Genomic DNA, 21,780 nt, shown 5'->3' on the forward strand with positions numbered 1-21,780 from the left:
CTTGGCGGTCGACAGCCACCCGCTATCGGCGGCGGGTGCGTCCCGCTCATCGGAAGAGGCGAAGCACGTCGTGACGCAGTCGTCAGACCAGTCCACCGGATCTCCCGTTCCTGCTGACTTCGGAGCCAACGAGTGGCTCGTGGAGGAGATGAAGGAGCGCTTCGAGGCCGATCCGAACAGCGTCGATCCCGCGTGGGCGACGTACTTCCGGAACGGCAGCGGCGGCAACGGTACGACGACCGCGGCGGCCGCTCCGGCAGCCACCGCCACGGCAGCCAGCGCCCCGGCGGCCGCGACTCCTCCGGCCGCCCCGCCGGCCGCGGCTCCCGCTCCCGCCGCCGCGGCGCCGGCGGCCCCGACCCCGAAGGCCACGCCGGCGCCCCAGGTGAGCCCCGCCTCCTCGAGGACGCCGACGCCGCCGAAGGCCGACGCCGAGCGGCCGACGCCGAAGGACGCCCCGCGTCCGGCCCCCGTGACCGCCAAGGACGAGCCGACCCTGACCGTGCTGCGCGGCATCCCGGCCGCGACGGCCAAGAACATGGACATCTCGCTGTCGGTCCCGACCGCGACGTCGGTGCGCAACATCCCGGTCAAGCTGCTGTGGGACAACCGCATCGTCATCAACAGCCACCTCAAGCGCGCCCGCGGCGGCAAGGTGTCGTTCACCCACATCATCGGCTACGCGATCATCAAGGCGATCAAGGCGCTGCCGGCCATGAACAACACCTACGCCGAGATCGACGGCAAGCCGACCATGGTGACGCCGGCCCACATCAACCTGGGCCTGGCGATCGACCAGCAGAAGAAGGACGGCACCCGCCAGCTCGTCGCGCCGAGCATCAAGGCGTGCGAGTCGATGGACTTCGCGCAGTTCTGGACGGCGTACGAGGACATCGTGCGCAAGGCCAAGGACAACAAGCTCACGATGGAGGACTACTCCGGCACGACCGTGAGCCTCACCAACGTGGGTGGCCTCGGCACCAACAACTCGGTGCCGCGGCTGATGCAGGGCCAGGCCGCGATCATCGGCGTCGGGTCGATGGACTACCCGCCGGAGTTCCAGGGCGCCTCCGAGGAGACCATCGCGCGCAACGCGATCTCCCGGATCATGACGATGACCTCGACCTACGACCACCGGGTCATCCAGGGCGCGCAGTCGGGTGAGTTCCTCGGCCTCGTGCACCGCTACCTGCTCGGCGAGGACGGCTTCTACGACGAGATCTTCCGCGCCCTGCGGATCCCCTACGAGCCGATCCGCTGGAACAGCGACATCGCGACCTCGCACGACGACGAGATCGACAAGCAGGCCCGGATCCTCGAGCTGATCCACGCCTACCGCGTGCGCGGTCACCTGATGGCCGACACCGACCCGCTGGAGTACAAGCAGCGCAGCCACCCCGACCTGCGCATCGAGTCGCACGGGCTGACCCTGTGGGACCTCGACCGCGAGTTCCCGACCGGCTCCTTCGGCGGGCGCGACCGGCGCTTCATGAAGCTGCGCCACATCCTCGGCATCCTGCGCGACTCCTACTGCCGCACCACCGGCATCGAGTACATGCACATCATGGACCCCGAGCAGCGCCAGTGGATCCAGGAGCGCGTCGAGCAGCCGCACAGCAAGCCGCCGCGCGAGGAGCAGCTGCGCATCCTGCTCAAGCTCAACCAGGCCGAGGCCTTCGAGACCTTCCTGCAGACCAAGTTCGTCGGCCAGAAGCGGTTCTCGCTCGAGGGCGGCGAGACGACCATCCCCGTCGTCGACGAGATCGCCGAGGCGGCCGCACAGGCCGGCCTGGTCGAGGTCGCGATCGGCATGGCCCACCGCGGCCGGCTCAACATGCTGGCCAACATCGTCGGCAAGTCCTACAACCAGATCTTCCGCGAGTTCGAGGGCAACATCGACCCGCGCACGGTCCAGGGCTCGGGCGACGTGAAGTACCACCTCGGCGCGGAGGGCACCTTCGTCGCCGACACCGGCGAGACCATCGCGGTCTCCGTGGCCGCGAACCCCTCCCACCTCGAGACCGTCGACCCCGTCCTCGAGGGCATCGCGCGCGCCAAGCAGGACGTGCTCGACCGTGGCGCCGAGTTCCCGGTCCTGCCGATGCTCATCCACGGCGACGCCGCCTTCGCCGGCCAGGGCGTCGTGGCCGAGACCCTCAACCTCTCGCAGCTGCGCGGCTACCGCACGGGCGGGACGATCCACGTCGTCATCAACAACCAGGTCGGGTTCACGACCTCCCCCGGCTCGTCGCGCTCCACGCTCTACTGCACCGACGTGGCCCGGATGGTCCAGGCGCCGATCTTCCACGTCAACGGCGACGACCCGGAGGCGTGCATCCGCGTCGCCCGGCTCGCCTTCGAGTACCGCCAGGCGTTCAACAGCGACGTCGTCATCGACCTCGTGTGCTACCGCCGCCGCGGTCACAACGAGGGCGACGACCCGTCGTACACCCAGCCGCTGATGTACGACCTCATCGAGCAGAAGCGCTCGGTGCGCAAGCTCTACACCGAGTCCCTCATCGGTCGTGGCGACATCACCATCGAGGAGGCCGAGCAGGTCCTGCGCGACTACCAGCAGCAGCTGGAGCGGGTCTCCACCGAGGTGCGCGAGGCGAGCGCCGCGCCGTCGGAGTGGACCACCGTCCCGGACTACCCGGACAAGCCCGTCGGGGAGACCCAGACGGCCGTGACCCCGGAGGTCCTCAAGCGGATCGCCGACGCCTACGTCACCCCGCCCGACGGCTTCACCGTCCACCCGAAGGTGATGCCCCAGCTCCAGCGCCGCGCCGCCGCGATCTCCGACGGCCCGATCGACTGGGGCACCGGCGAGATCCTCGCGTTCGGCTCGCTGCTCATGGAGGGCCGCCCGGTCCGCCTGGCCGGCCAGGACTCGCGGCGCGGCACCTTCGTGCAGCGGTTCGCCACGATCATCGACCGGATCAACGCCGACGAGTGGACGCCGCTGGCCAACCTCACCGAGGACCAGGCGAAGTTCTTCGTCTACGACAGCCTGCTCTCGGAGTACGCCGCGCTCGGCTTCGAGTACGGCTACTCGGTGGCCCGTCCCGAGGCCCTCGTGCTGTGGGAGGCCCAGTTCGGCGACTTCGTCAACGGCGCCCAGTCGGTCATCGACGAGTACATCTCCGCCGGCAAGACCAAGTGGGGCCAGGACTCCGGCGTCGTGCTGCTGCTGCCGCACGGCTACGAGGGCCAGGGCGCCGACCACTCCTCGGCGCGCATCGAGCGGTTCCTCGCGCTGTGCGCCGACGAGGCGATGGTCGTGGCCCAGCCGTCGACCCCGGCGTCGTACTTCCACCTGCTGCGCCGCCACTCGCTGGGTGGCGAGCACAAGCCGCTCATCGTCTTCACCCCGAAGTCGATGCTCAAGCGCAAGGAGGCGGCGTCGGTGCCGTCCGACTTCACCTCCGGCGAGTTCCGCCCGGTGATCGGCGACGCGACGGTCGACCCCGCGAACGTCAAGACGGTGCTGCTGGTCTCCGGCCGGCTCACCTGGGACCTCATGGTCGAGCGCACGAAGGCCGAGCGCGACGACGTGGCGATCCTGCGCGTCGAGCAGCTCTACCCCTGGCCGACCGCGCAGGTGAAGGCCGAGCTCGACAAGTACCCCAACGCCACCGTCAAGTGGGTCCAGGACGAGCCCTACAACCAGGGCCCGTGGCCGTCGTTCTACCTCAACGTGGTGCCGGAGCTGGGCCGGGCCATCCAGCCCGTCACCCGCGCGGCGTCCTCGACCACCGCGGTCGGCACGGCCAAGCGCCACCAGGAGGAGGCGAAGGTCCTCATCGGCGAGGCGTTCGGCGACTGATGTACTTCACCGACCGCGGCATCGAGGAGCTCGAGCAGCGCCGGGGCGACGAGGAGGTCACCTTGGCGTGGCTCGGCGAGCGGCTGCAGGAGTTCGTCGACACCCACCCGGAGTTCGAGGTCGCCGTCGAGCGGTTCGCCACCTGGCTGGCCCGCCTCGACGACCCCGAGGACTGAGGCCGCCGCGCGTACGTCGACCCGGCGCATCCTGACCCGGAATTCTCGTCGACCCGGCGCATCCTGACCCGGAAATCACGTCGACCCGGCGCATCTTTACCTCTCTGGGGTAAGGATGCGCCGGGTCGATGTCATTTGAGGGGAGGGACGGGCCGGGTCGACGGGATTCCGAGGTCAGGATGCGACGGGTCGCGGGGCCGGACGCGCCGCCTCGGAGAGGCCGAACCGGCGGTGCAGCGCGCGCAGCGGGCGCGGGGCCCACCACGACCGCTCCCCCAGCAGCCGGATGCTCGCGGGGAGCAGGACGCCCCGGATGAGGGTGGCGTCGATGAGGATGGCCAGCCCGGTGCCGAGCCCGAAGAACTGGATGAAGCTGACCGAGCTCACCAGGAAGGCGAAGAAGCTGATCGCGATCAGCGCCGCCGCCGTGCTGACGATCCGGCCGGTGTGGGCCAGACCGTGCACCAGCGCCTCCTCGTTGGCCATCCCGCGCTCGCGCATCTCCTTGATCCGGCTCATCACGAAGACCTCGTAGTCCATCGAGAGGCCGAAGGCGACGCAGAACAGCAGGACCATCATCGAGCTGTCCATCGGCTGGGGGGTGAAGCCGAGCACCCCGGCCAGATGGCCGTCCTGGAACACCCAGACCATGGCCCCCAGCGTGGCGCCGAGACCCACCGCGTTGAGCGCCAGCGCGCGCAGCGGCTGGACGACGCTGCCGGTGAACAGGAACAGGATCACCGCGGTGGTCAGCACCAGCCAGCCCGCGACCAGGGGCAGGCGAGCGCCGATGCCGGACATCTGGTCCAGCAGCTCCGCGCTCGCGCCGCCGACGAGCGCGTCGCCACCGGCGGGAGTGGGCACCGACCGGACGTCCTCGACCAGGCTGCGGGCCTCACCCGACATCGGGTCGAGATCGGTCACGACGGAGACCAGGTCGGCATCCCGTCCGGCTCGGGTGTCGACCCGGACGACGCCGGGCAGCTCGCCGAGCCTCGCGGCGTACGACGCGAGGTCGGCCTCGTCCACGGCGGAGGTGGTGACGACCTGGATCGGGTGGGTGCCGTCGCCGGCGAAGGCGGAGCGCAGCACGTCGCCGGCCTGCCGGCTGGAGGCACTCGTCGGGAGCACCCGGTCGTCGGGCGTGCCGAGCTCGATGCCGGCGAGCGGCACCGCCATCACCAGCAGCCCGGCGAGCACCGGGAGGGCGCTGAGCAGCGGGCGCCGGGCGACGAAGCGCGCGAGACGCGACCAGGCCGGGGCCTCCTCGCCCCGGATCCCGCGCACGCCCGGCACCCGCCAGGCGTCGACCCGGTCGCCCAGGAGGCTGAGCCCCGCCGGGAGGACGACGACCGCGGCGAAGGCGGTGATCAGCATGACGCCGATGCCGGCGTAGGCGAACGAGCGCAGGAAGTACATCGGGAACACCAGCAGCGCGGCGAGGGCCACGGCCACCGTGGTGGCGCTGAAGGCGATCGTGCGGCCGGCGGTCTCCACCGCGCGTCGTACGGCGTCGACGTGGGTGCGTCCCGAGGCGCGCTCCTCCCGCACCCGGGCGACCATCAGCAGGCCGTAGTCGACCGCGAGGCCGAGGCCGAGGCCGGTCGTCAGGTTGACCGAGTAGATCGAGACGTCGGTCGCCGAGCCGAGGACGGACAGCTCGGCGAAGGTGCCGAGGATGGCCGCGACCCCGACCCCCAGGGTGACCAGCGCGCCGACGACGTTGCCGAACGCGAGCACCAGCAGCACCAGGATGAGCGGGATCGCGATGCTCTCCGCCAGCCCGAGGTCCGTGCCGATCTGGGCTCCGATCTCCTCGCCGACGACCTCGCCGCCCGCGACGTCGACGCTGAGCGGGCCGTCGGCGCCGGCGTACTCGTCGAGGACCGCAGCGGGGTCGGCCTCCTCGCCGGGAGCGACCGACGCCGTGACCAGCGCGTACCGCCCGTCGGTCGAGCGCATCGGGGCCGGCCGGCCGTCGAAGTAGGAGACGACGTCGGACAGCGCCGGGTCCGAGCGCAGCCGCTCGGTCAGCGCCGCGCCGGCCTCGCTCGCCGCGGGGGCGTCCACGTCGCCCGCGGCGGCCTCGACGACGAGCACGTAGTCGGCTCCCCCGGCGAAGCGCTCCTCGAGCAGGGCGGCCGCGCGGCTGCTCTCCGAGTCCGGGTCGTCGAAGCCCTGCGTCTGCAGCTTCGAGAAGGCGCCGACACCGACGACCGCCGCGAGAGCCACCCCCAGCAGGCCGAGCGCGAGCACCGTGCGGGCCCGCCTCGTGACCAGTCCACCGATCCAGCCGAACATGACGACCTCCCATGTGTACGCCCGTAAACTTTGCTGCCGTTAACTTGGCATAAGATGTGTACGGGTGTCAACATGTGCCGGTGAGCACCCCGACGCCACGGCAGGCCAAGCGCGGCTACCACCACGGCGACCTGCGCAACGCGCTGGCCCGAGCGGCCGCGGAGCTGGCCGCGACCGGAGGGCCCGACGCGGTGACCATCCGCGGCGCGGCCCGTGAGGTCGGAGTGACACCGACGGCCGCCTACCGCCACTTCGAGAATCAGGCGGAGCTGCTCGAGGCGGCGCGCACGCTCGCGATGGACGGCATGGTCGCGGCCATGGCCGACTACCTCGCCCAGGTCCCGGCCGACAGCGATCCCGTGACTCGTGCCGTCGAGCGCCTGCGGTCGACGGGCCGCGGCTACATCAGGTTCGCGATCCAGGAGCCGGGCGTGTTCCGGACCTGCTTCACCGGCGGTCTCCGCATCCCGGACGACGGCGCCAACGGGGGGAGCGGCATGGGCGACCCGGCGCCGTACCTCCTCCTCGGCGAGATGCTCGACGAGCTCGTCGCGGTGGGCTATCTCGCCCCGGAGGACCGTCCCGACGGCGAGGCCGCCCCCTGGGCGGCGGTGCACGGGCTGGCGATGCTCCTCATCGACGGGCCGCTCTCCGAGCTCGGCGAGGCGGAGCGCGAGAGCGCCATCGCCCGCACGCTGGACCTGGTCATTCGCGGGCTGGCGACCGGCCCTCGGGCACCGCGCAAGCACTAGTGTCTCCCGCGTGAGCGAGGAGCTGATCGACTACGCGGCCTGGGGCGAGCGCTTCTTCGCGACAGCCGTCACCGCCGAGCGCGTGCTCGACGGCGTCAACGTGCTGGCCGGGCGCCCGATCGACGTCGGCCCCCTCGGCGTGGGACCGGGCCGGATCGCCAGGGTGACGGCGACCGGGACGATCGGCACCGCCACCGGACAGCGCGTCGGCGCCGACCCCGTCGCCTTCCACATCGACCTGCCGGTCACCCTGGCGTTCAGCATCGACCTCGGCATGGACAGGCAGCACTTCGACGCCGACATCACGGTGCCGCTGGTCATCACGGCGCGCGGTCGCGCCGACCTGGCGATCGTCCTCGAGGTGACGCCGCCGCGTCCCGCGCAGGTGGTCGTCCGCCTCAGGGCGCAGGGCCTGCGCGCCTCGTTCACCAGCAGGGCGGCCAACGTCGAGGGCGAGCTGCGCCGGTTCGTGGCGAAGTACGTCGCCAAGGAGCTCCAGCAGCCCTACGTCCGCCAGGCCACCGTCATCGACGTGGGCACAGCCGTCGAGAAGGCCGCGGCGGGGCTCGGACCTCGCGAGCAGAGCCCGATCGCCGCCGAGCTGACCGACGCCCTGCCGGCCGCGATGGAGGCCGAGCTCGAGCACACCGCCCAGCTCTTCTTGGAGGACGACCGGTGAACCCCTATCCCCCGGCACCCTGGCACATGCACGGATCGTTGTGGCTCTCGGTCTTCCGGCTGGGGCACGACGTCGACGAGCGCCACCCGCGGGGGACGTACGGCGCCGCACTGGTGTCCTACGAGGAGCCCAGCCCGCTGACCTACCACGAGCTGCTGCTGGCCCGGACCGTCCGCAACAGCGCCGGCAAGGGCGCGGTGACGATCACCGACATCTGGGTCGACTCCCCCGCCTCGCGGGCCGGCGGGCGCGCCCTGTGGGCGATCCCCAAGGACCTGTGCGACTTCGACCTGGAGAGCAGCTTCCGCGGACCGGTCACCTCCACCGACTGGACCGCCACCGTCGAGCGGCGACCGATCGTCGAGGCCCGCTTCACCGACGTCTCGCGCGCCGCGGTGCGAGCGCCGTTCACCGGCCTGGTCGAGCAGCCCGGCATCGCGGAGCATCCCGAGACCGCGGACGTCGTGATGAAGGGCACCGCCAAGGCACTGCCGTGCCGGGGCCGGTGGACGTTCGCGGCCGACGGGCCGCTCGGGTTCATGCGCGAGGCCCGCCAGCTGGGGTCGTTCCGGATGGCCGACTTCCGGCTCGCGTTCGACTGACCCGCCCCTCGGCCGGACCGACCGGCCGAGGGGGTCCGCACAGCGTCGGATCAGCGACTACTCGGCGTCGAGGTCCTGTTCGACCAGCGCGGCGATCTTGGCGACGTCGGCCTCGGACTCGCCGGAGACCTCGACCTGATCGCCGTTGCCGGCACCGAGGGTCATGATCAGCAGGGCCGAGCTGGCCTCGACGGCCTCGTCCCCGGGGACCCCGATGAGGACCTCGGAGTCCAGGTCGGCAGCGGCCTCGGCGATGAGCTGGGCGGGGCGGGCGTGCAGGCCGACGGCGGAGCCGACGGTGACGGTGACGGTGTGCATGGATTTCCTCTCGGGTGGTGGGTGATCGGCGTCAGGCGACGGCGGGCTCGGGTGCGGTGGTGTCGGGCCGGGTGTCGGGCTCCGTCGTGCGTCCGAGCGACTTGAGGACGACGACGGCCGCGGCCGCGACGACCACGCCGGCGACCAGGGCGATGAAGAAGCCGAGGACGCCGTCGACGGCGAAGAGCACGAAGATGCCGCCGTGGGGGGCGCGCAGGCTCACGTCCAGCGCCTCGGCGAGGCCGCCGGTCACCGCGCTGCCGAGGACGATCGACGGGATCACCCGCAGCGGGTCGGCCGCGGCGAACGGGATGGCGCCCTCGGAGATGAAGGACGCGCCCAGCAGCCAGGCCGCCTTGCCGTTCTCCCGCTCGGCCGGGCTGAACAGGGCGGGGCGTACAACGGTGGCGAGCGCCATCGCGAGCGGCGGCACCATGCCGGCGAGCATGACGGCGGCCATGATCTTCAGCTCGGGAGCGTCGCTCGCGAGGCTGGCACCACCGATGCCGACGACGGCGAAGCTGTAGGCCACCTTGTTGAGCGGACCGCCCATGTCGAAGGCCATCATCATGCCGAGCACCACGCCGAGGATGACCGCGTTGGAGCCGCTCATGCCGTTGAGCCCGTCGCTGAGACGGTCCATGAGCCAGGTGATCGGCCGGCCGAGCAGGAGCAGCATGACCAGGCCCGCGACGATGCTGGTGAGGAGCGGGATCACGAGCACCGGCATCAGACCGCGCGCCCACGCGGGGACCCGCCACCGGCTGATCGCCAGGGCGACCACGCCGGCCAGGACGCCACCGACGATCGCGCCGATGAATCCCGTCTGCGGGGCGGCGGCGCCGTCGCCGGCCGCGAAGCCCGCGAGGTTGGTCGCGAGCGCGCCCATGATGAAGCCGGGCGCGAGCCCGGGCCGGTCGGCGATGGCGTAGGCGATGTAGCCCGCCAGGGCCGGCACGAACAGCGCGAAGGCGGCCTTGCCGATGACGAACAGCAGCACTCCGAGGTAGAGCAGCACCCCGGACCCGAAGGCGACGTGGTCGAGTCCGTACGCCGAGGGCGAGGGCGGGTCGAACAGGCTGTGCTTGACGAGGATGTCGCCGGCGACGTTCGCGCTGTCGTAGCCGCCGAGGAGGAAGCCGAGCGCGATCAGCAGACCGCCCGCGGCCACGAACGGGATCATGTAGGACACCCCGGTCATCAGGACGCGGCGGGCGCGGCCGCCCCACGACTCCCCCGCTCCGCCGTGGCCGCCGGCGGCTGCCTCAGCAGAGCTGGCCGTGCCCTCCACCCGTGCCGCGGACGGGTCGTCCGCGGCGCGCAGTGCGTCGGCGATGACGGCGTCACCGTCGTCGATGGGGCGCTTGACGCCGGTCGCGACGACCGGCTTCCCGGCGAAGCGGTGCTTGTCGCGCACGCCCACGTCGGTCGCGAAGACGACCGCGTCCGCGGCGTCGATGGTGGCCTGCGGCAGCGGGGTGGAGCCGGCGGAGCCCTGCGTCTCCACGGCGATCTCGACGCCGGCGCGCGACGCGGCCGCCTCGAGCGCCTCGGCTGCCATGTAGGTGTGGGCGATGCCGGTCGGGCACGAGGTGACGGCCACGAGGCGTCGTACGGCGGCGGGCGCCGCGGGCGCCGCGGGCGCCGTGGGCGCGACGGTTGCCGCCGGCGCGGCGGGCGCGGCAGCCGCGGCGGGGGGCGCGACGACGGCCTGGACGATCCGCACCACCTCCTCGGGCGTGGTCGCGGCGCGCAGCGCGCCGGTGAACTCGGGCTTGACCAGCGACCGGGCCAGCTTGGCGAGGATCTGCAGGTGGGTGTTGCCGCCGCCCTCGGGAGCCGCGATCAGGAACACCAGGTCCGCCGGGCCGTCCTTGGCGCCGAAGTCCACGCCGGGCGCGAGCCGGGCGAACGCCAGCGTCGGCTCGGTGACCGCGGTCGAGCGGCAGTGCGGGATCGCGATGCCGTCCTTCATCCCGGTCGCCGACTTCGCCTCGCGGGCGTGCAGGTCGGCGCGCAGCTGGCCGACGTCGGTGGCCCGACCGGCCTCGGTCACGACCGCCGCGAGGGCGTCGATGACCGCGTCCTTGTCGGCACCGAGGTCGGCGTCCAGGCTGACCAGCGCGGGCGTCATCAGCTCTGCCATGAGGGTTCTCCTTCGTGGGCGGTGGCACTCGACGGCAGGTCGAGCGCGCGGACCCGGACCTCCTGGGTCCGGACGTCTGAGGGGGTGGGGACGGTCGTGCCGGGCAGGCCGGCGGCGGCGCTGCCCCAGGCCACGGCGGCGGCGAGCCGCTCGGGCGCCGAGGCGCCGGCGAGGGCGGCGGAGAGGTAGCCGAAGAGGCTGCTGTCGCCGGCGCCGACGGTGCTGACGACCCGGGTGGACGGGGGTACGGCGTGCCAGGCCCCGGTCGCGTCGACGAGCACGGCTCCGGCGCCACCCAGGGTGGCGAGGACGGTCTCGACGCCCCGCTCGACGAGGCGGCGGGCGGCGGCGGCCACGAGCACCGGATCGTCCTCGAGCGCGGCCACGTCGTCGCCGCCGACCGAGGCCAGCTCCTCGGCGTTCGGCTTGAGGAGGCTCGGCGCGGTGCCGGGGGCGAGCCGCGCCACCACGGCCTCCAGGGCGGCGTCGCTGGTGTCGACGGCGACGCGGCGGCCACCGGCGCGGAGGCGGCCGGCGAGGTCGGCGTACCACTCGTCCGGGGCACCGGGCGGGAGGGAGCCGGCGAGCACGACCCAGCCCTCCGCGGGCTGCTCGAGCACGGTCCGAGCGAGCAGGTCGAGGTCGGCGTCGCTCACCGTGGCGCCCGAGGCGTTGAGCTTCGTGGTGGTCCCGTCGGGCTCGGTGAGGGTGAGGTTGACGCGCACCGGGCCGGCGGGCGGGACGGGCGCGCAGGGCACGCCGAGCTGCTCCAGCTCCCGCACGAAGGGATCGTCGCCGGCCGCCGGGAAGACCGCACGGGTCGGTACGCCGGCCGCCACGCAGGCACGGGAGATGTTCACGCCCTTGCCGCCCGGCTGGTCGATCACCTCGGCCACGCGGTGGACGCCTCCGCGCACGAGCGCGTCGGGGAGCACGACGGTCCGGTCGATGCTGGGGTTGGGGGTGACGGTGACGATCATGCGGTCACCACCTCGACGCCGGCGGCGGTCAGGGACTTGCCGTCCGCGGTCCGCAGCCCGGTGTCCGTGACGAGGACGTCGATCTCGTCGAGCGTCGCGAAGCGCACGGCGCTCTCGACGCCGACCTTGGAGGAGTCGACGAGGCCCACGACCCGGTGCGCCGCGTGCACGAACGCGCGCTTGGTGGCGGCCTCCTCGCTGTCCGGCGTCGAGAGGCCGTGGCCCACGCTGACCCCGTTGGCGCCCAGGAACGCGACGTCGACCCGGAGCGCGTCGAGCGCGGCCACGGTCACGGCGCCGACGGCGGCGTGGGTGTGGGTGCGGACGCGTCCGGGCAGCAGGTGCAGCTCGACGCCGGGGTTGCCGGCGAGGCGGGCCGCGATCGAGACGCTGTGGGTGAAGACGACCAGGCGGTGGCTGGCCGGCAGCGCGTCGGCGAGGCGCGCGGTGGTGCTGCCCGCGTCGATCAGGATCGACGCGCCGGGCGGCGGCAGCTCGTCGAGCGCGGCGCGGGCGATCCGCGCCTTGGCCTCGATGTTGGCGGCGTCGCGCTCGACGATGCCCGGCTCCAGGGTCGAGAGGGCCGAGGCGGGCACGGCGCCGCCGTGGACGCGCCGTAGGACGCCGATGCCCTCCAGGGCGGTCAGGTCGCGGCGTACAGTCTCGGTGGTGACGTCGAACAGGTCGGCGATCTCCGCGACGGACATCCGGCCACGGTCGGCGACCTGCCGGGCGATGGCCTGCTGGCGCTCCTCGGCATACATGGTGTGACCTCCCTCACGGATCTGTGTTTATGTTGTTTTATGCCCGTTTCTGTTGCTTGTCAAGGGGTGGGCGGTCTAGCGTGTGACCATGGTCACCACGATCCACGGCACCCCGGTCGTCCCCGGCCTCGCCCACGGCCCCGCACAGATCACCGTCTCCGACGTCTCCCCCGACGCCCTCGCGCGGTACGGCGACGGCAGCCACCTCGACGAGGAGGCGGCCCTCGCGGCGTACGACGCGGCCGCCGAGGCCGTCGCGGAGGGCTTCCGCCGCAAGGCCGCTGCCGCCGACGGCGCCACCTCGGGCGTGCTCACCGCGAGCGCGGGCCTGGCCACCGACCGCGGCCTGCGCTCCGCGGTGCGCAAGAACCTGCGCGCCGGCGAGCCGCTGCTGAGCGCGGTCGACCGCGCTGTCGAGCAGTTCGTGACCGTCTTCACCGGCATGGGCGGACTGATGGCCGAGCGGGTCACCGACCTGCGCGACATCCGCACCCGCGTCGTGGCCCGACTGGTCGGCGAGCCCGAGCCGGGCGTCACCCTGCCGGAGGAGCCGGTGGTGCTGGTCGCCACCGATCTCGCCCCCGCCGACACCGCCGGCCTCGACCCGGCCCTGGTGCTCGCGCTGGTGACCGAGCGGGGCGGGCCGACGAGCCACACCGCGATCATCGCGCGCCAGCTCGGCATCCCCTGCGTGGTCGGCGCCGCCGGCGTGGTGGCGGCGGCCGCCGGCCACGCTCTCCTCGTCGACGGCGCCACCGGCAGCGTCGAGCTCGATCCGGACCCCGCGCTGGCCGCCGAGCGGGTCTCCGCTGACGCGCGCGAGCGGGAGGCGCTCGCGCACTGGGAGGGTCCGGGCCGCACCGCCGACGGTCACGCGGTCAAGCTGCTCGCCAACGTCGCCGACGCGGCCTCCGCCGAGACCGCCGCCCAGGGGCCGGTGAGCGGGGTCGGGCTGTTCCGGACCGAGCTCAGCTTCCTCGACCGCGAGACCGAGCCCACCGTCGAGGAGCAGACCGCCGTGTACGCCGGCGTGCTGGAGCCGTTCGCCGGCGGCGACCGGCACGTGGTGGTGCGCACCCTCGACGCCGGGTCCGACAAGCCGATCGCGTTCGCGACCCATCCCGACGAGGAGAACCCGGCGCTCGGCGTCCGGGGACTTCGGCTGTCGTTCACCGACCACGGCCTGCTGGACCGCCAGCTCGACGCGATCGCCGCGGCGGCTCACGCCAGCGGCACGCCCACCTGGGTGATGGCTCCGATGGTCGCCACGGTCGAGGAGGCGCGCGACTTCGCCGGCGCGGTCCGCGACCGGGGCCTCGTGCCCGGGGTGATGGTCGAGGTGCCCAGCGCGGCGCTGCTGGCCGACCGGATCCTCGCCGAGGTGGACTTCCTCTCGATCGGCACCAACGACCTGACGCAGTACACGATGGCCGCCGACCGGCTGTGCTCCGACCTCGCGCACCTCACCGACCCGTGGCAGCCGGCGGTGCTCCAGCTGATCGCCATGACCGCGGCCGCGGGCGAGCGGGCGGGCAAGCCCGTGGGCGTGTGCGGCGAGGCGGCTGCCGATCCACTGCTCGCGTGCGTGCTGGTCGGCCTCGGCATCACGTCGCTGTCGATGGCCTCCGCCGCGGTGCGGCCTGTCGGCGCGCGGCTCGCGACCGCCACCTCGGAGCAGTGCCGGGAGATGGCACGAGCGGCTCTCGAGGCGGCCAGTCCTGCTGCCGCCCGCGAGGCCGCTCGTTCCGTGTGATCGACCTGATCGACCCGTCAGTCCTGACGGAGCTCCGGTGCGTCGGCGTCGGCGTCGGCGTCGAGCACCGGAGCCTGGTCGCGCCCGTGATCGGCGAGCGCGCGCCGTGAGGAGTCGCGGATCGCGAAGATCTCCGTCGCCAGCCCACCCACCGCCGTCGCCACGTCACCGACCGCCCTGGTCAGGATGGTCGCGACCTCGCCCACCGTGTGGGCGGCGGCCTCGGCGCCGGCCTGCAGGGCGTCCTTGGTGATCTCGGCCCGGCTCAGCTCGTCGCGTCCCGTCATCTCGGGGTCCCCGCGACGTTGTTCGCCGGAGGAGCGAAGCGGGGGAAGCGGAGGACTTCGTGGGGTGAGGTCATGGTGTCCAGTCTCCCGCGAGGCGGCTCACGCTGCCAACGAGTCCTCGGTCACGGCCTGCGGGCCACGCACGGGCGCGGCCTTCGTCGTACCGCCCGGGAACGAGAGACGCACGATCTTGCGGAACACGCTGAACAGCTGCTTGTGCAGCGGGCCCTTGTTGTAGGGCAGCCCGTAGCGCTCGCAGATCTCCTGGACCTCGACGGCCATCTCCGGGTAGCGGCGGGCCGGGATGTCGGGGAACAGGTGGTGCTCGATCTGGTGCGACAGGTTGCCGCTCATCACGTGCATCAGCGTGCTGCCGGTGATGTTGGCCGAGCCGAGCATCTGGCGCAGGTACCACTGGCCGCGGGTCTCGTTCTCGGTCTCCTCGAGCGTGAAGGTCGCCACGCCGGCCGGGAAGTGGCCGCAGAAGATGATGTTGAAGGTCCAGATGTTGCGGACCAGGTTGGCCACCGCGTTGCCGGCCAGGGTGCTCAGGAAGAGCGGGCCGGTCAGCGCCGGGAAGAGCACGTAGTCCTTGAGGATCTGCTTGCCCATCTTCTTGCGGATCCGGCGCCAGACGGGAGCGTTCTCGCCGCCGAAGAGCGGGCGTCGTCCGGCGATGACCTCCTCGGCCTCGAGGTCGTGGACGGCCACGCCCCACTCGAAGAAGGTCATCAGCAGGAACGCCCACAGCGGGTTGCCGAGGTAGTAGGGGTTCCACTTCTGCTCGGGGTCCATCCGCAGGATGCCGTAGCCCACGTCGCGGTCCTTGCCCACCACGTTGGTGTACGTGTGGTGCATGTAGTTGTGGCCGTACTTCCAGTTCTCGGCCGGCGCCATCGTGTCCCAGTCGAACATCCGGGAGTTGAACGTCGGGTCGCCCATCCAGTCGTACTGGCCGTGCATCACGTTGTGGCCGATCTCCATGTTGTCGAGGATCTTCGACACGGAGAGGGCGGCGACGGCGGGCACCCAGCCGATCACGGGCAGGTAGAACAGCGCGCGGCCGGCGATCTCGAAGGAGCGCTGGGCCTTGACGACCTTGCGCAGGTACGCAGCGTCCGGCTCGCCGAGGTCGGCGATGATGCGCAGGCGGAGGGCGTCGAGCTCGGCGCCGAGCCGGTCGATCTCCTCGTGGGTCAGGCCGTGGTACTTCTCGTCCACGCCCGGGTCGGTGGTCGTCTCGTCGATCAGTGCAGTCATCACAGTCTCCTCAGAGGTCGATGTGGCAGTCGCCGGCGGCGGCGGTCACGCAGATGCGGACCTCCTCGTCCGGCAGTGCGGACTCCTCGCCGGTCAGGATGTTGCGGACGGTGCCCGCGGTCTTGGTGCGCGTGCAGGAGAAGCAGATGCCCATCCGGCAGCCGAACTCCGGCTTCAAGCCGAGCTCCTCGGCCTGCTCGAGCAGGCTGGCGCCGGACGCGGCGACGGTCCTTCCCGCACGGGTGAACGAGACGTCGCCCTCGATCTCCTCGCCGGGTCGGGCGGCACGGGCCACCGCCGGCTTGAAGAACTCCATCTGCAGGCGGGTCGAGCCGTCGTACGCCGCCTTGACCAGCTCCACGAGGCCCGGAGGCCCGCAGAGCCAGGTGTCGGTGTCCTGGTAGTCGGGCACGAGGCGGCGCAGCTCGAACTCGCTGAAGAGCTGGTCGCCGTAGCGCAGGTGCACGTCGATGCCGTTGTCGGCCTCGGCGATCGCGGCGAGCTCGTCGGCGAAGATCTGGTCCTCGGGGCTCCGCGCGAAGTGCAGGAAGGTGACCTTGCGTCCGGCGTGGGCGACCCCGTCGCGGTGATACCCGTCGCGCAGCAGGGTGCGCACCATCGACATGGCGGGGGTGATGCCCGAGCCGCCGGTGATGAAGACCAGCCTGCTGATGGTCGGCGTGGCGGGGCTCTCGATGAGCGTGAACTCGCCCTGCGCCTGGCTCAGGTGGACGATCTCGCCCGCCGCGGCGTGACGGACGAGGTACGACGACACCTGGCCCTCGTCGTGGGCGCGCACGGTGAGCGTGATCGGCTCGCCCGGGCCCGAGGCGGCCGAGGAGATCGAGAACGCGCGGGTGTGCCTCTTCGCCGAGCCCGGGAGTTCGACGCCGACCAGGACGTGCTGTCCGGCACGGTGGCCGCGCCAGGTGGCGGTGGGCTGCAGGGTGAGGGTGGCGACCGGTGCCTCGCCGTCGGTCTCGCGCCGGATCGAGACGATCCGGGCGCGCACGTCGTGGGCCGCCCACATCGGGTTGAACCGCTCGAGATAGCTGTCGACGCCGTGCGGGCTGGCCAGGGCGCCCACGAGCCGCGAGCGCAGCAGCATCCCGAGGGGAGCGGCGCCAGCGGTGCGCAGAGCGCGGCGGGGGCGGAGGGAAGGGGCCGCCGGGTCGGAGATGAGCGCGGTCATCGCGCCTCCTTCGGTGGAAGATTGGGTGTACGTCCGTACACCGAAACTCTGACGCGTGGTTGCGCGCGGGTCAACGCCTCCGGACCGTGACAGTGCACACATGTTCACTGACGGTAGGGTGGGTCCATGACGGTGAGCCGCGTGGCACAGAAGGAGCGCACCCGACGCGCCATCCTCGACGCCGCGCTGGACCTCTCGGCGAGCTCCACGCTGGTCGCCCTCTCCCTGCGCCAGGTGGCCAAGGAGGTGGGCATCGTGCCCACCGCGTTCTACCGGCACTTCCCCTCGATCGAGGACCTCGGGCTCGCGCTGGTGGAGGAGTCGCTCGACACCCTGCGCGCGCTGCTGCGCGAGCTGCGGCGTACCGCCGGCACCGACACCGGCGAGATCATCGACGGCTCCGTGGCGGTGCTCGTCGAGCAGGTGCGCCACGACCACGCCCACTACGCCTTCATCGCCCGCGAGCGGTTCGCGGGCCCGCCCACGGTGCGGGAGGCGATCGCGCGGGGCATCGAGCTCGCCGAGCGCGAGCTCGCCACGGACCTCGCCCACCTGCCCGGCACCGCGACATGGAGCGAGCAGGACCTGCAGGTGCTGTCCGAGCTCATCGTCGGCGCGATGGTCACGACCGCCGAGCGCCTGCTCGGCACGCCGACCGGCTCCCCCGCCGAGCAGCGCGTCGCCGACACCGCCCGGATCCAGCTGCGGATGATGCTGGTCGGCGCCAGCAACTGGCGCTCGCAGACCGGGTGAGGTGGGAGCTCGGTCCCGACCCGGCGGCCGTCACGCTCGTCACGTTCGGTGGACGACCGGTCCTCCCGGCCGCGAGCATGACGCGGTGCCGATCACCGCAGACCTCCTGAGCACCGCTGCCCGCAACGCCTGGGCGATCTCGCCCCTCGGCGAGGGCGTCGAGCAGTACGACGGACTGCCGGCCGCGGTGCTCTCCGACGCTCCGCACCGGCGGCTCGTCCGGTTCGACCGGTCGACGACCGCCCCGGCGCCGCGCCCGGTGCTGCTGGTGCCGCCGCTGGCGGTGTCGGCGCGCTGCTTCGACCTGCGGCCCGGCCAGAGCCTGGCCGCCCACCTGCTCGACGCCGGCCGGGCGGCGTACCTCGTCGACTACGGGCGGATCACCTTCGCCGACCGCGCCATGGGATTCGAGACGTGGGTGGACGACATCCTCCCGACCGCCATCCACGCCGTGCTCGCCGACCACGCCGCGGGCGGGGAGGAGGCGGACGGGGTCGACCTCGTCGGCTGGTCGCTCGGCGGCACCTTGGCCCTGCTGGCCGCCGCGGCCCACCCCACGCTGCCGATCGCGTCCCTGACCGCCTTCGGGACCCCGATCGACTACACGCGGATCCCGGCGGTGCAACCCCTCGTGGTCGCCGACCGCCTGCTCGGCACCCGCGCGGTGACCGCTCCGACCGCGGCCCTGGGCGGCGTCCCCCGGCACCTGGTCCGTGCCAGCTACCGCGCGATGGCGCCGAGGCGCGAGCTGACCAAGGCCGTCCACCTGGCCAAGAACATCCTCGACACCGAGGCCCTCGCCCGCACCGGCGCCGTGGACGACTTCATCGGCGAGATGCCGGGCTACCCGGGCCGCGCCTACCACCAGATCCACACCCGGCTGATGGTCCGCAACGAGCTGGCCTCCGGCGTCGTGCACCTGAGCCGCAAGCGTGCGGTCCGCCTCGCCGACGTGCGCACGTCCGTGCTGTTCGTCGGCAGCGACACCGACACCATCGCGAACGAGCCCGCCGTCCGGGCCGGCGTCGACGTCGTCCCCGGCGCTCGCTACGCCGCTGCCGACGGCCTGAGCCACCTCGGCCTGGTCGCCGGGCCGCGCGCCGCCGAAGTCAGCTGGCCCCTGCTGGACGCCTTCCTCGGCCAGGACCACGCCGCACTGGGCGACCGCTCCTGACACCTGTCGGGCGTCGCAACGCCCGACAGGTGCAGGAATCGCCGGTCGACCGGCGATTCCTGCACACCCGGATCAGTGCCCGCCGTGGGCACCCTCGGGCAGGTCCGCCTTGGCCGGCAGGAGCAGCGACATGGCGATCACCACGACGCCGATGACCGCGCCAGCGAAGAAAGCCCACTGCAGGCCGCCCATGAACGCGTCGATGGGGTGCTCGCCGGACGTGGCCAGGCTCTCGGTCCGGTTGGTCATGATGACGACCAGCAGTGCGGTTCCGATCGCCCCGGAGACCTGCTGGAGCGTGCCGAGCAGCGAGCTGCCGTGCGAGTAGAGCTGCGGCGGCAGGTCGCCCAGTCCGATGGTGAAGACCGGCGTGAAGATCATGGCCAGGCTGACCATGAGCGCGACGTGCAGCGCCAGGATGAGGGCGTACGGCGTCTCCACGCCGATCCGGCTCATGCCGAACAGCAGCGCGACCATCGCGACCGAGCCCGGGATGACGAGCGGGCGGGCGCCGATCCGGTCGAACACCTTCCCGACCTGCGGGCCGAGCAGGCCCATCGCCAGGCCGCCGGGCATCACGAGCAGGCCGGTCTGCAGCTCGGAGAGACCGCGCAGGTCCTGCAGGTAGAGCGGCAGCAGGATCATCGAGCCGAGGAAGGCCATGAACCCGGCGGCCATCAGCACCAGCGAGACCGTGTAGTTGCGGTGCAGCAGCGTGCGCAGGTCGAGCAGCGGGCGGTCCGAGCGCTGCAGGCGCAGCTGGAAGCCGGCGAACAGGGCGATGAGGACCACGCCGGAGCCGATCAGCAGCGCCGGCTCGGGCCACTCGGCGTTCCCGACCTTGCTCAGGCCGTAGACGAACAGGCTGAAGCCGCCCGCGGCGAGCAGCACGCTGACCCAGCTGATCGGGCTGCGGTTGGTCTCCCCCACGTTGGGCAGCTGCCGGAAGCCGAAGAAGCCGACGAGCAGCGCGATCGGCAGGACGGTGAAGAAGATCAGTCGCCAGGTACCGAGGTCGAGCAGGATGCCCGAGACGGCGGGCCCGAGCGCCGGCGCGCACGACATGGCGAGGGTGACCTGGCCCATCACGCGACCCCGGTCCGCCGGGGAGACGACCGTCATCAGGGTGGTCATGAGCAGCGGCATCATGACCGCCGTACCGCCGGCTTGGACGACGCGCCCGACCAGCAGGACCTCGAAGGTCGGCGCGACGGCGGCGATCAGGGTGCCGGCGCTGAAGGTCGCCATCGCGGTGGCGTACGCCGCGCGGGTGGTGACGCGCTGCAGGAACCAACCGGTGACCGGGATCACGGCCGCCATCGTCAGCATGAACACCGTCAGGGCCCACTGGGCGGTCGTCGAGGTGATCGCGAAGTCGGCCATCAGCCGCGGGATGGCGTTGACCATGATGGTCTCGTTGAGGATCACGACGAACGTCGCCGCGACCAGAAGCTTGATGACGAGCGGAGTCCGCCCCGGGGTCGCCGGGACACCCGTGAACTCCTGCTCGAGGTCGGCGATGTCGCCGGTCTCGGCGGATCCGGAGGGCGCGGTCATGGCAGGTCCTATCGGTTGGTTGGCAGGGTCTGGCGGTGGCCGACCCCGTCACGCCGGGCGGGTCGGGCTGGCCGTCGCTTCACCTGTACGACGAACCGGTCCTCGCCTTTTCGACACGGCGGACCGGCGAGATTCATCGGTCCCCGCGATCGGGCGCTGTCAGGAGTCAATCCTCCTGCACCGACACTCATTCCCGCCAATTGTTAAATGGGGTTCACCAAGTCCCACCCGTCACAGGAGACTCACCGGGACGAAGAAGCTCCCGCCGGGTCAGCGAGTGAAGACGACCTTGCCGAACACGTCGCCGGACGCCATGGCGGCGAACCCCTCGCGGGCCTCGGTCATGGGCAGGACGCGGTCGACGACCGGGCGCAGACCGGTGCTGTCGAGGAGGTTGACCAGCGCCGCCAGCTCGCCGCGCGTGCCCATGGTCGAGCCGATGACGCTGAGCTGGAGGAAGAAGATCCGGGTCAGCTCGGCGTCGTCCAGGTTCGGGCCGGAGGTGGTGCCGGAGATGACGATCCGGCCGCCGGGACGCAGCGCGCGGATCGAGTGCGACCAGGTCGCGCGGCCGACGGTCTCCATCACCGCGTCGACCTTGACCGGGAGTCGGGCGCCGGACTCGAACACCTCGTGGGCGCCGAGCTCGAGGGCCTTGGCCCGCTTGGCCTCGTCGCGGCTCGTCGCGAGCACCCGCAGGCCGCCCGCGCGGGCGAGCGCGATGAGGGCGGTGGCGACGCCGCCACCGGCGCCCTGGACCAGCACCGTGTCCCCGGCCTTCAACCCGCCCTGGGTGAACAGCATGCGGTACGCCGTCAGCCAGGCCGTCGGCAGGCAGGCGGCCTCCTCGAAGGACATCGAGGCCGGCTTGGGGACGATGTTGCGCCGCGGGACGACGACCTTGTCGGCGAAGGTTCCCTGGTGCCGCTCCGAGAGCAGCGAGCGACGCGGGTCGAGGGTCTCGTCGCCGGTCCAGTCCGGGTCGGAGACGACCGCGTGGACGACCACCTCGTTGCCGTCCTCGTCGTAGCCGGCGGCGTCGCAGCCCAGGATCATCGGCAGCGCCTCGGCCTTGAGGCCCACCCCGCGCAGCGACCAGAGGTCGTGGTGGTTGAGCGAGGCCGCCTTGACGCTCACCGTGGTCCACCCGTCGGGGGCGACCGGGTCGGGGCGCTCCCCGAGCACGAGGCCGGTCAGCGGATCGTCGGCGGAGCTGGCGAAGGAGTCGGCGTAGACGGCGAACATGCCCCGACGCTACCG

At 72.3% G+C, this 21,780-nt stretch carries 18 protein-coding genes; 8 read left to right on the top strand and 10 right to left on the bottom strand.

The genetic code is table 11. The features are described from left to right. Nucleotides 1–148 precede the first annotated feature (148 nt). Together FHP29_RS03105 and FHP29_RS21985 are read left to right on the top strand one after the other, a co-directional pair. A complete protein-coding gene (locus FHP29_RS03105; RefSeq protein ID WP_240044279.1) occupies nt 149–3,826 on the top strand; it encodes a multifunctional oxoglutarate decarboxylase/oxoglutarate dehydrogenase thiamine pyrophosphate-binding subunit/dihydrolipoyllysine-residue succinyltransferase subunit in 3,678 nt (1,225 codons plus the stop codon). Beyond that, nucleotides 3,826–4,002, top strand: a complete 177-nt coding sequence (locus tag FHP29_RS21985; RefSeq protein WP_179650634.1) for a DUF6104 family protein — start codon at nt 3,826–3,828, stop codon at nt 4,000–4,002. Before FHP29_RS03105 ends, FHP29_RS21985 begins: the two co-directional genes overlap by 1 nt. A gap of 174 nt (nt 4,003–4,176) precedes the next feature. Here FHP29_RS21985 and FHP29_RS03110 read toward each other — a convergent pair whose 3' ends face one another. Next, nucleotides 4,177–6,303 (bottom strand): MMPL family transporter, encoded by a 2,127-nt coding sequence (locus tag FHP29_RS03110; RefSeq protein WP_139621406.1) that lies wholly within the window; start codon nt 6,301–6,303, stop codon nt 4,177–4,179. An 80-nt stretch (nt 6,304–6,383) separates the two neighbouring features. On the opposite strand from FHP29_RS03110, the gene FHP29_RS03115 reads away from it, so the two are divergent. From FHP29_RS03115 to FHP29_RS03125, 3 genes are read left to right on the top strand one after another with little or no spacing between them, the layout of a single operon-like run. Further along, nucleotides 6,384–7,055: a TetR/AcrR family transcriptional regulator gene (locus FHP29_RS03115; RefSeq protein WP_139621407.1), complete on the top strand. Its 672-nt coding sequence runs from the start codon at nt 6,384–6,386 to the stop codon at nt 7,053–7,055. A gap of 10 nt (nt 7,056–7,065) precedes the next feature. After that, nucleotides 7,066–7,734 (top strand): hypothetical protein, encoded by a 669-nt coding sequence (locus FHP29_RS03120; RefSeq protein WP_139621408.1) that lies wholly within the window; start codon nt 7,066–7,068, stop codon nt 7,732–7,734. Further along, the gene (locus FHP29_RS03125; RefSeq protein ID WP_139621409.1) at nt 7,731–8,336 is read left to right on the top strand and encodes an acetoacetate decarboxylase family protein; all 606 of its coding nucleotides are present in this window, start codon (nt 7,731–7,733) and stop codon (nt 8,334–8,336) included. Before FHP29_RS03120 ends, FHP29_RS03125 begins: the two co-directional genes overlap by 4 nt. A gap of 57 nt (nt 8,337–8,393) precedes the next feature. Here FHP29_RS03125 and FHP29_RS03130 read toward each other — a convergent pair whose 3' ends face one another. The 4 genes from FHP29_RS03130 to FHP29_RS03145 are packed head-to-tail and all read right to left on the bottom strand — an operon-like array spanning nt 8,394 to nt 12,544. Next, nucleotides 8,394–8,654, bottom strand: coding sequence for an HPr family phosphocarrier protein (locus FHP29_RS03130; RefSeq protein ID WP_139621410.1), 261 nt, complete (start codon nt 8,652–8,654; stop codon nt 8,394–8,396). 31 nt (nt 8,655–8,685) lie between these two features. Next, nucleotides 8,686–10,800, bottom strand: a complete 2,115-nt coding sequence (locus tag FHP29_RS03135; RefSeq protein ID WP_139621411.1) for a PTS fructose transporter subunit IIABC — start codon at nt 10,798–10,800, stop codon at nt 8,686–8,688. Then, nucleotides 10,788–11,780 (bottom strand): 1-phosphofructokinase family hexose kinase, encoded by a 993-nt coding sequence (locus FHP29_RS03140; protein WP_139621412.1) that lies wholly within the window; start codon nt 11,778–11,780, stop codon nt 10,788–10,790. Before FHP29_RS03140 ends, FHP29_RS03135 begins: the two co-directional genes overlap by 13 nt. Beyond that, complete coding sequence (locus FHP29_RS03145) at nt 11,777–12,544, bottom strand: DeoR/GlpR family DNA-binding transcription regulator (protein ID WP_139621413.1); 768 nt, start codon at nt 12,542–12,544, stop codon at nt 11,777–11,779. Before FHP29_RS03145 ends, FHP29_RS03140 begins: the two co-directional genes overlap by 4 nt. Nucleotides 12,545–12,632: 88 nt before the next feature. On the opposite strand from FHP29_RS03145, the gene ptsP reads away from it, so the two are divergent. After that, nucleotides 12,633–14,297, top strand: coding sequence for a phosphoenolpyruvate--protein phosphotransferase (ptsP, locus tag FHP29_RS03150; protein ID WP_139621414.1), 1,665 nt, complete (start codon nt 12,633–12,635; stop codon nt 14,295–14,297). Nucleotides 14,298–14,314: 17 nt separating this feature from the next. Here the strand turns inward: ptsP and FHP29_RS03155 are convergent, their stop codons facing one another. The 3 genes from FHP29_RS03155 to FHP29_RS03165 all read right to left on the bottom strand — a co-directional run bounded on the left by FHP29_RS03155 (nt 14,315) and on the right by FHP29_RS03165 (nt 17,036). Further along, a complete protein-coding gene (locus FHP29_RS03155) occupies nt 14,315–14,584 on the bottom strand; it encodes a hypothetical protein (RefSeq protein ID WP_139621415.1) in 270 nt (89 codons plus the stop codon). A gap of 99 nt (nt 14,585–14,683) precedes the next feature. Beyond that, entirely contained in the window at nt 14,684–15,844 is a 1,161-nt protein-coding gene (locus FHP29_RS03160) for a fatty acid desaturase family protein (RefSeq protein ID WP_139621416.1), read from the bottom strand. Nucleotides 15,845–15,854: 10 nt separating this feature from the next. Beyond that, on the bottom strand, nt 15,855–17,036 hold the full coding sequence (locus tag FHP29_RS03165; RefSeq protein WP_205013843.1) for a ferredoxin reductase: 1,182 nt from the start codon (nt 17,034–17,036) through the stop codon (nt 15,855–15,857). A gap of 126 nt (nt 17,037–17,162) precedes the next feature. On the opposite strand from FHP29_RS03165, the gene FHP29_RS03170 reads away from it, so the two are divergent. Further along, nucleotides 17,163–17,789, top strand: a complete 627-nt coding sequence (locus FHP29_RS03170; RefSeq protein WP_139621417.1) for a TetR family transcriptional regulator — start codon at nt 17,163–17,165, stop codon at nt 17,787–17,789. A gap of 85 nt (nt 17,790–17,874) precedes the next feature. Beyond that, entirely contained in the window at nt 17,875–18,963 is a 1,089-nt protein-coding gene (locus FHP29_RS03175; protein WP_139621418.1) for an alpha/beta fold hydrolase, read from the top strand. 72 nt (nt 18,964–19,035) lie between these two features. On the opposite strand, the gene FHP29_RS03180 is transcribed toward FHP29_RS03175, so the two are convergent. Beyond that, nucleotides 19,036–20,520 (bottom strand): MDR family MFS transporter, encoded by a 1,485-nt coding sequence (locus tag FHP29_RS03180; protein ID WP_139621419.1) that lies wholly within the window; start codon nt 20,518–20,520, stop codon nt 19,036–19,038. 270 nt (nt 20,521–20,790) lie between these two features. Continuing rightward, nucleotides 20,791–21,765, bottom strand: coding sequence for a zinc-binding dehydrogenase (locus FHP29_RS03185; protein ID WP_139621420.1), 975 nt, complete (start codon nt 21,763–21,765; stop codon nt 20,791–20,793). Nucleotides 21,766–21,780: the final 15 nt, after the last annotated feature.

It is taken from the genome of Nocardioides albidus, assembly GCF_006335005.1.
Lineage (GTDB): Bacteria > Actinomycetota > Actinomycetes > Propionibacteriales > Nocardioidaceae > Nocardioides > Nocardioides albidus.

Bases quoted from the DNA above. Each gene is read 5' to 3' on its own strand.
- FHP29_RS03185 (WP_139621420.1), bottom strand. From the start codon at position 21,765: ATGTTCGCCGTCTACGCCGACTCCTTCGCCAGCTCCGCCGACGATCCG.
- FHP29_RS03140 (WP_139621412.1), bottom strand. From the start codon at position 11,780: ATGATCGTCACCGTCACCCCCAACCCCAGCATCGACCGGACCGTCGTG.
- ptsP (WP_139621414.1), top strand. From the start codon at position 12,633: ATGGTCACCACGATCCACGGCACCCCGGTCGTCCCCGGCCTCGCCCAC.
- FHP29_RS03165 (WP_205013843.1), bottom strand. From the start codon at position 17,036: ATGACCGCGCTCATCTCCGACCCGGCGGCCCCTTCCCTCCGCCCCCGC.
- FHP29_RS03160 (WP_139621416.1), bottom strand. From the start codon at position 15,844: ATGACTGCACTGATCGACGAGACGACCACCGACCCGGGCGTGGACGAG.
- FHP29_RS03145 (WP_139621413.1), bottom strand. From the start codon at position 12,544: ATGTATGCCGAGGAGCGCCAGCAGGCCATCGCCCGGCAGGTCGCCGAC.
- FHP29_RS21985 (WP_179650634.1), top strand. From the start codon at position 3,826: ATGTACTTCACCGACCGCGGCATCGAGGAGCTCGAGCAGCGCCGGGGC.
- FHP29_RS03105 (WP_240044279.1), top strand. From the start codon at position 149: ATGAAGGAGCGCTTCGAGGCCGATCCGAACAGCGTCGATCCCGCGTGG.
- FHP29_RS03155 (WP_139621415.1), bottom strand. From the start codon at position 14,584: ATGACGGGACGCGACGAGCTGAGCCGGGCCGAGATCACCAAGGACGCC.
- FHP29_RS03170 (WP_139621417.1), top strand. From the start codon at position 17,163: ATGACGGTGAGCCGCGTGGCACAGAAGGAGCGCACCCGACGCGCCATC.
- FHP29_RS03135 (WP_139621411.1), bottom strand. From the start codon at position 10,800: ATGGCAGAGCTGATGACGCCCGCGCTGGTCAGCCTGGACGCCGACCTC.
- FHP29_RS03130 (WP_139621410.1), bottom strand. From the start codon at position 8,654: ATGCACACCGTCACCGTCACCGTCGGCTCCGCCGTCGGCCTGCACGCC.
- FHP29_RS03110 (WP_139621406.1), bottom strand. From the start codon at position 6,303: ATGTTCGGCTGGATCGGTGGACTGGTCACGAGGCGGGCCCGCACGGTG.
- FHP29_RS03180 (WP_139621419.1), bottom strand. From the start codon at position 20,520: ATGACCGCGCCCTCCGGATCCGCCGAGACCGGCGACATCGCCGACCTC.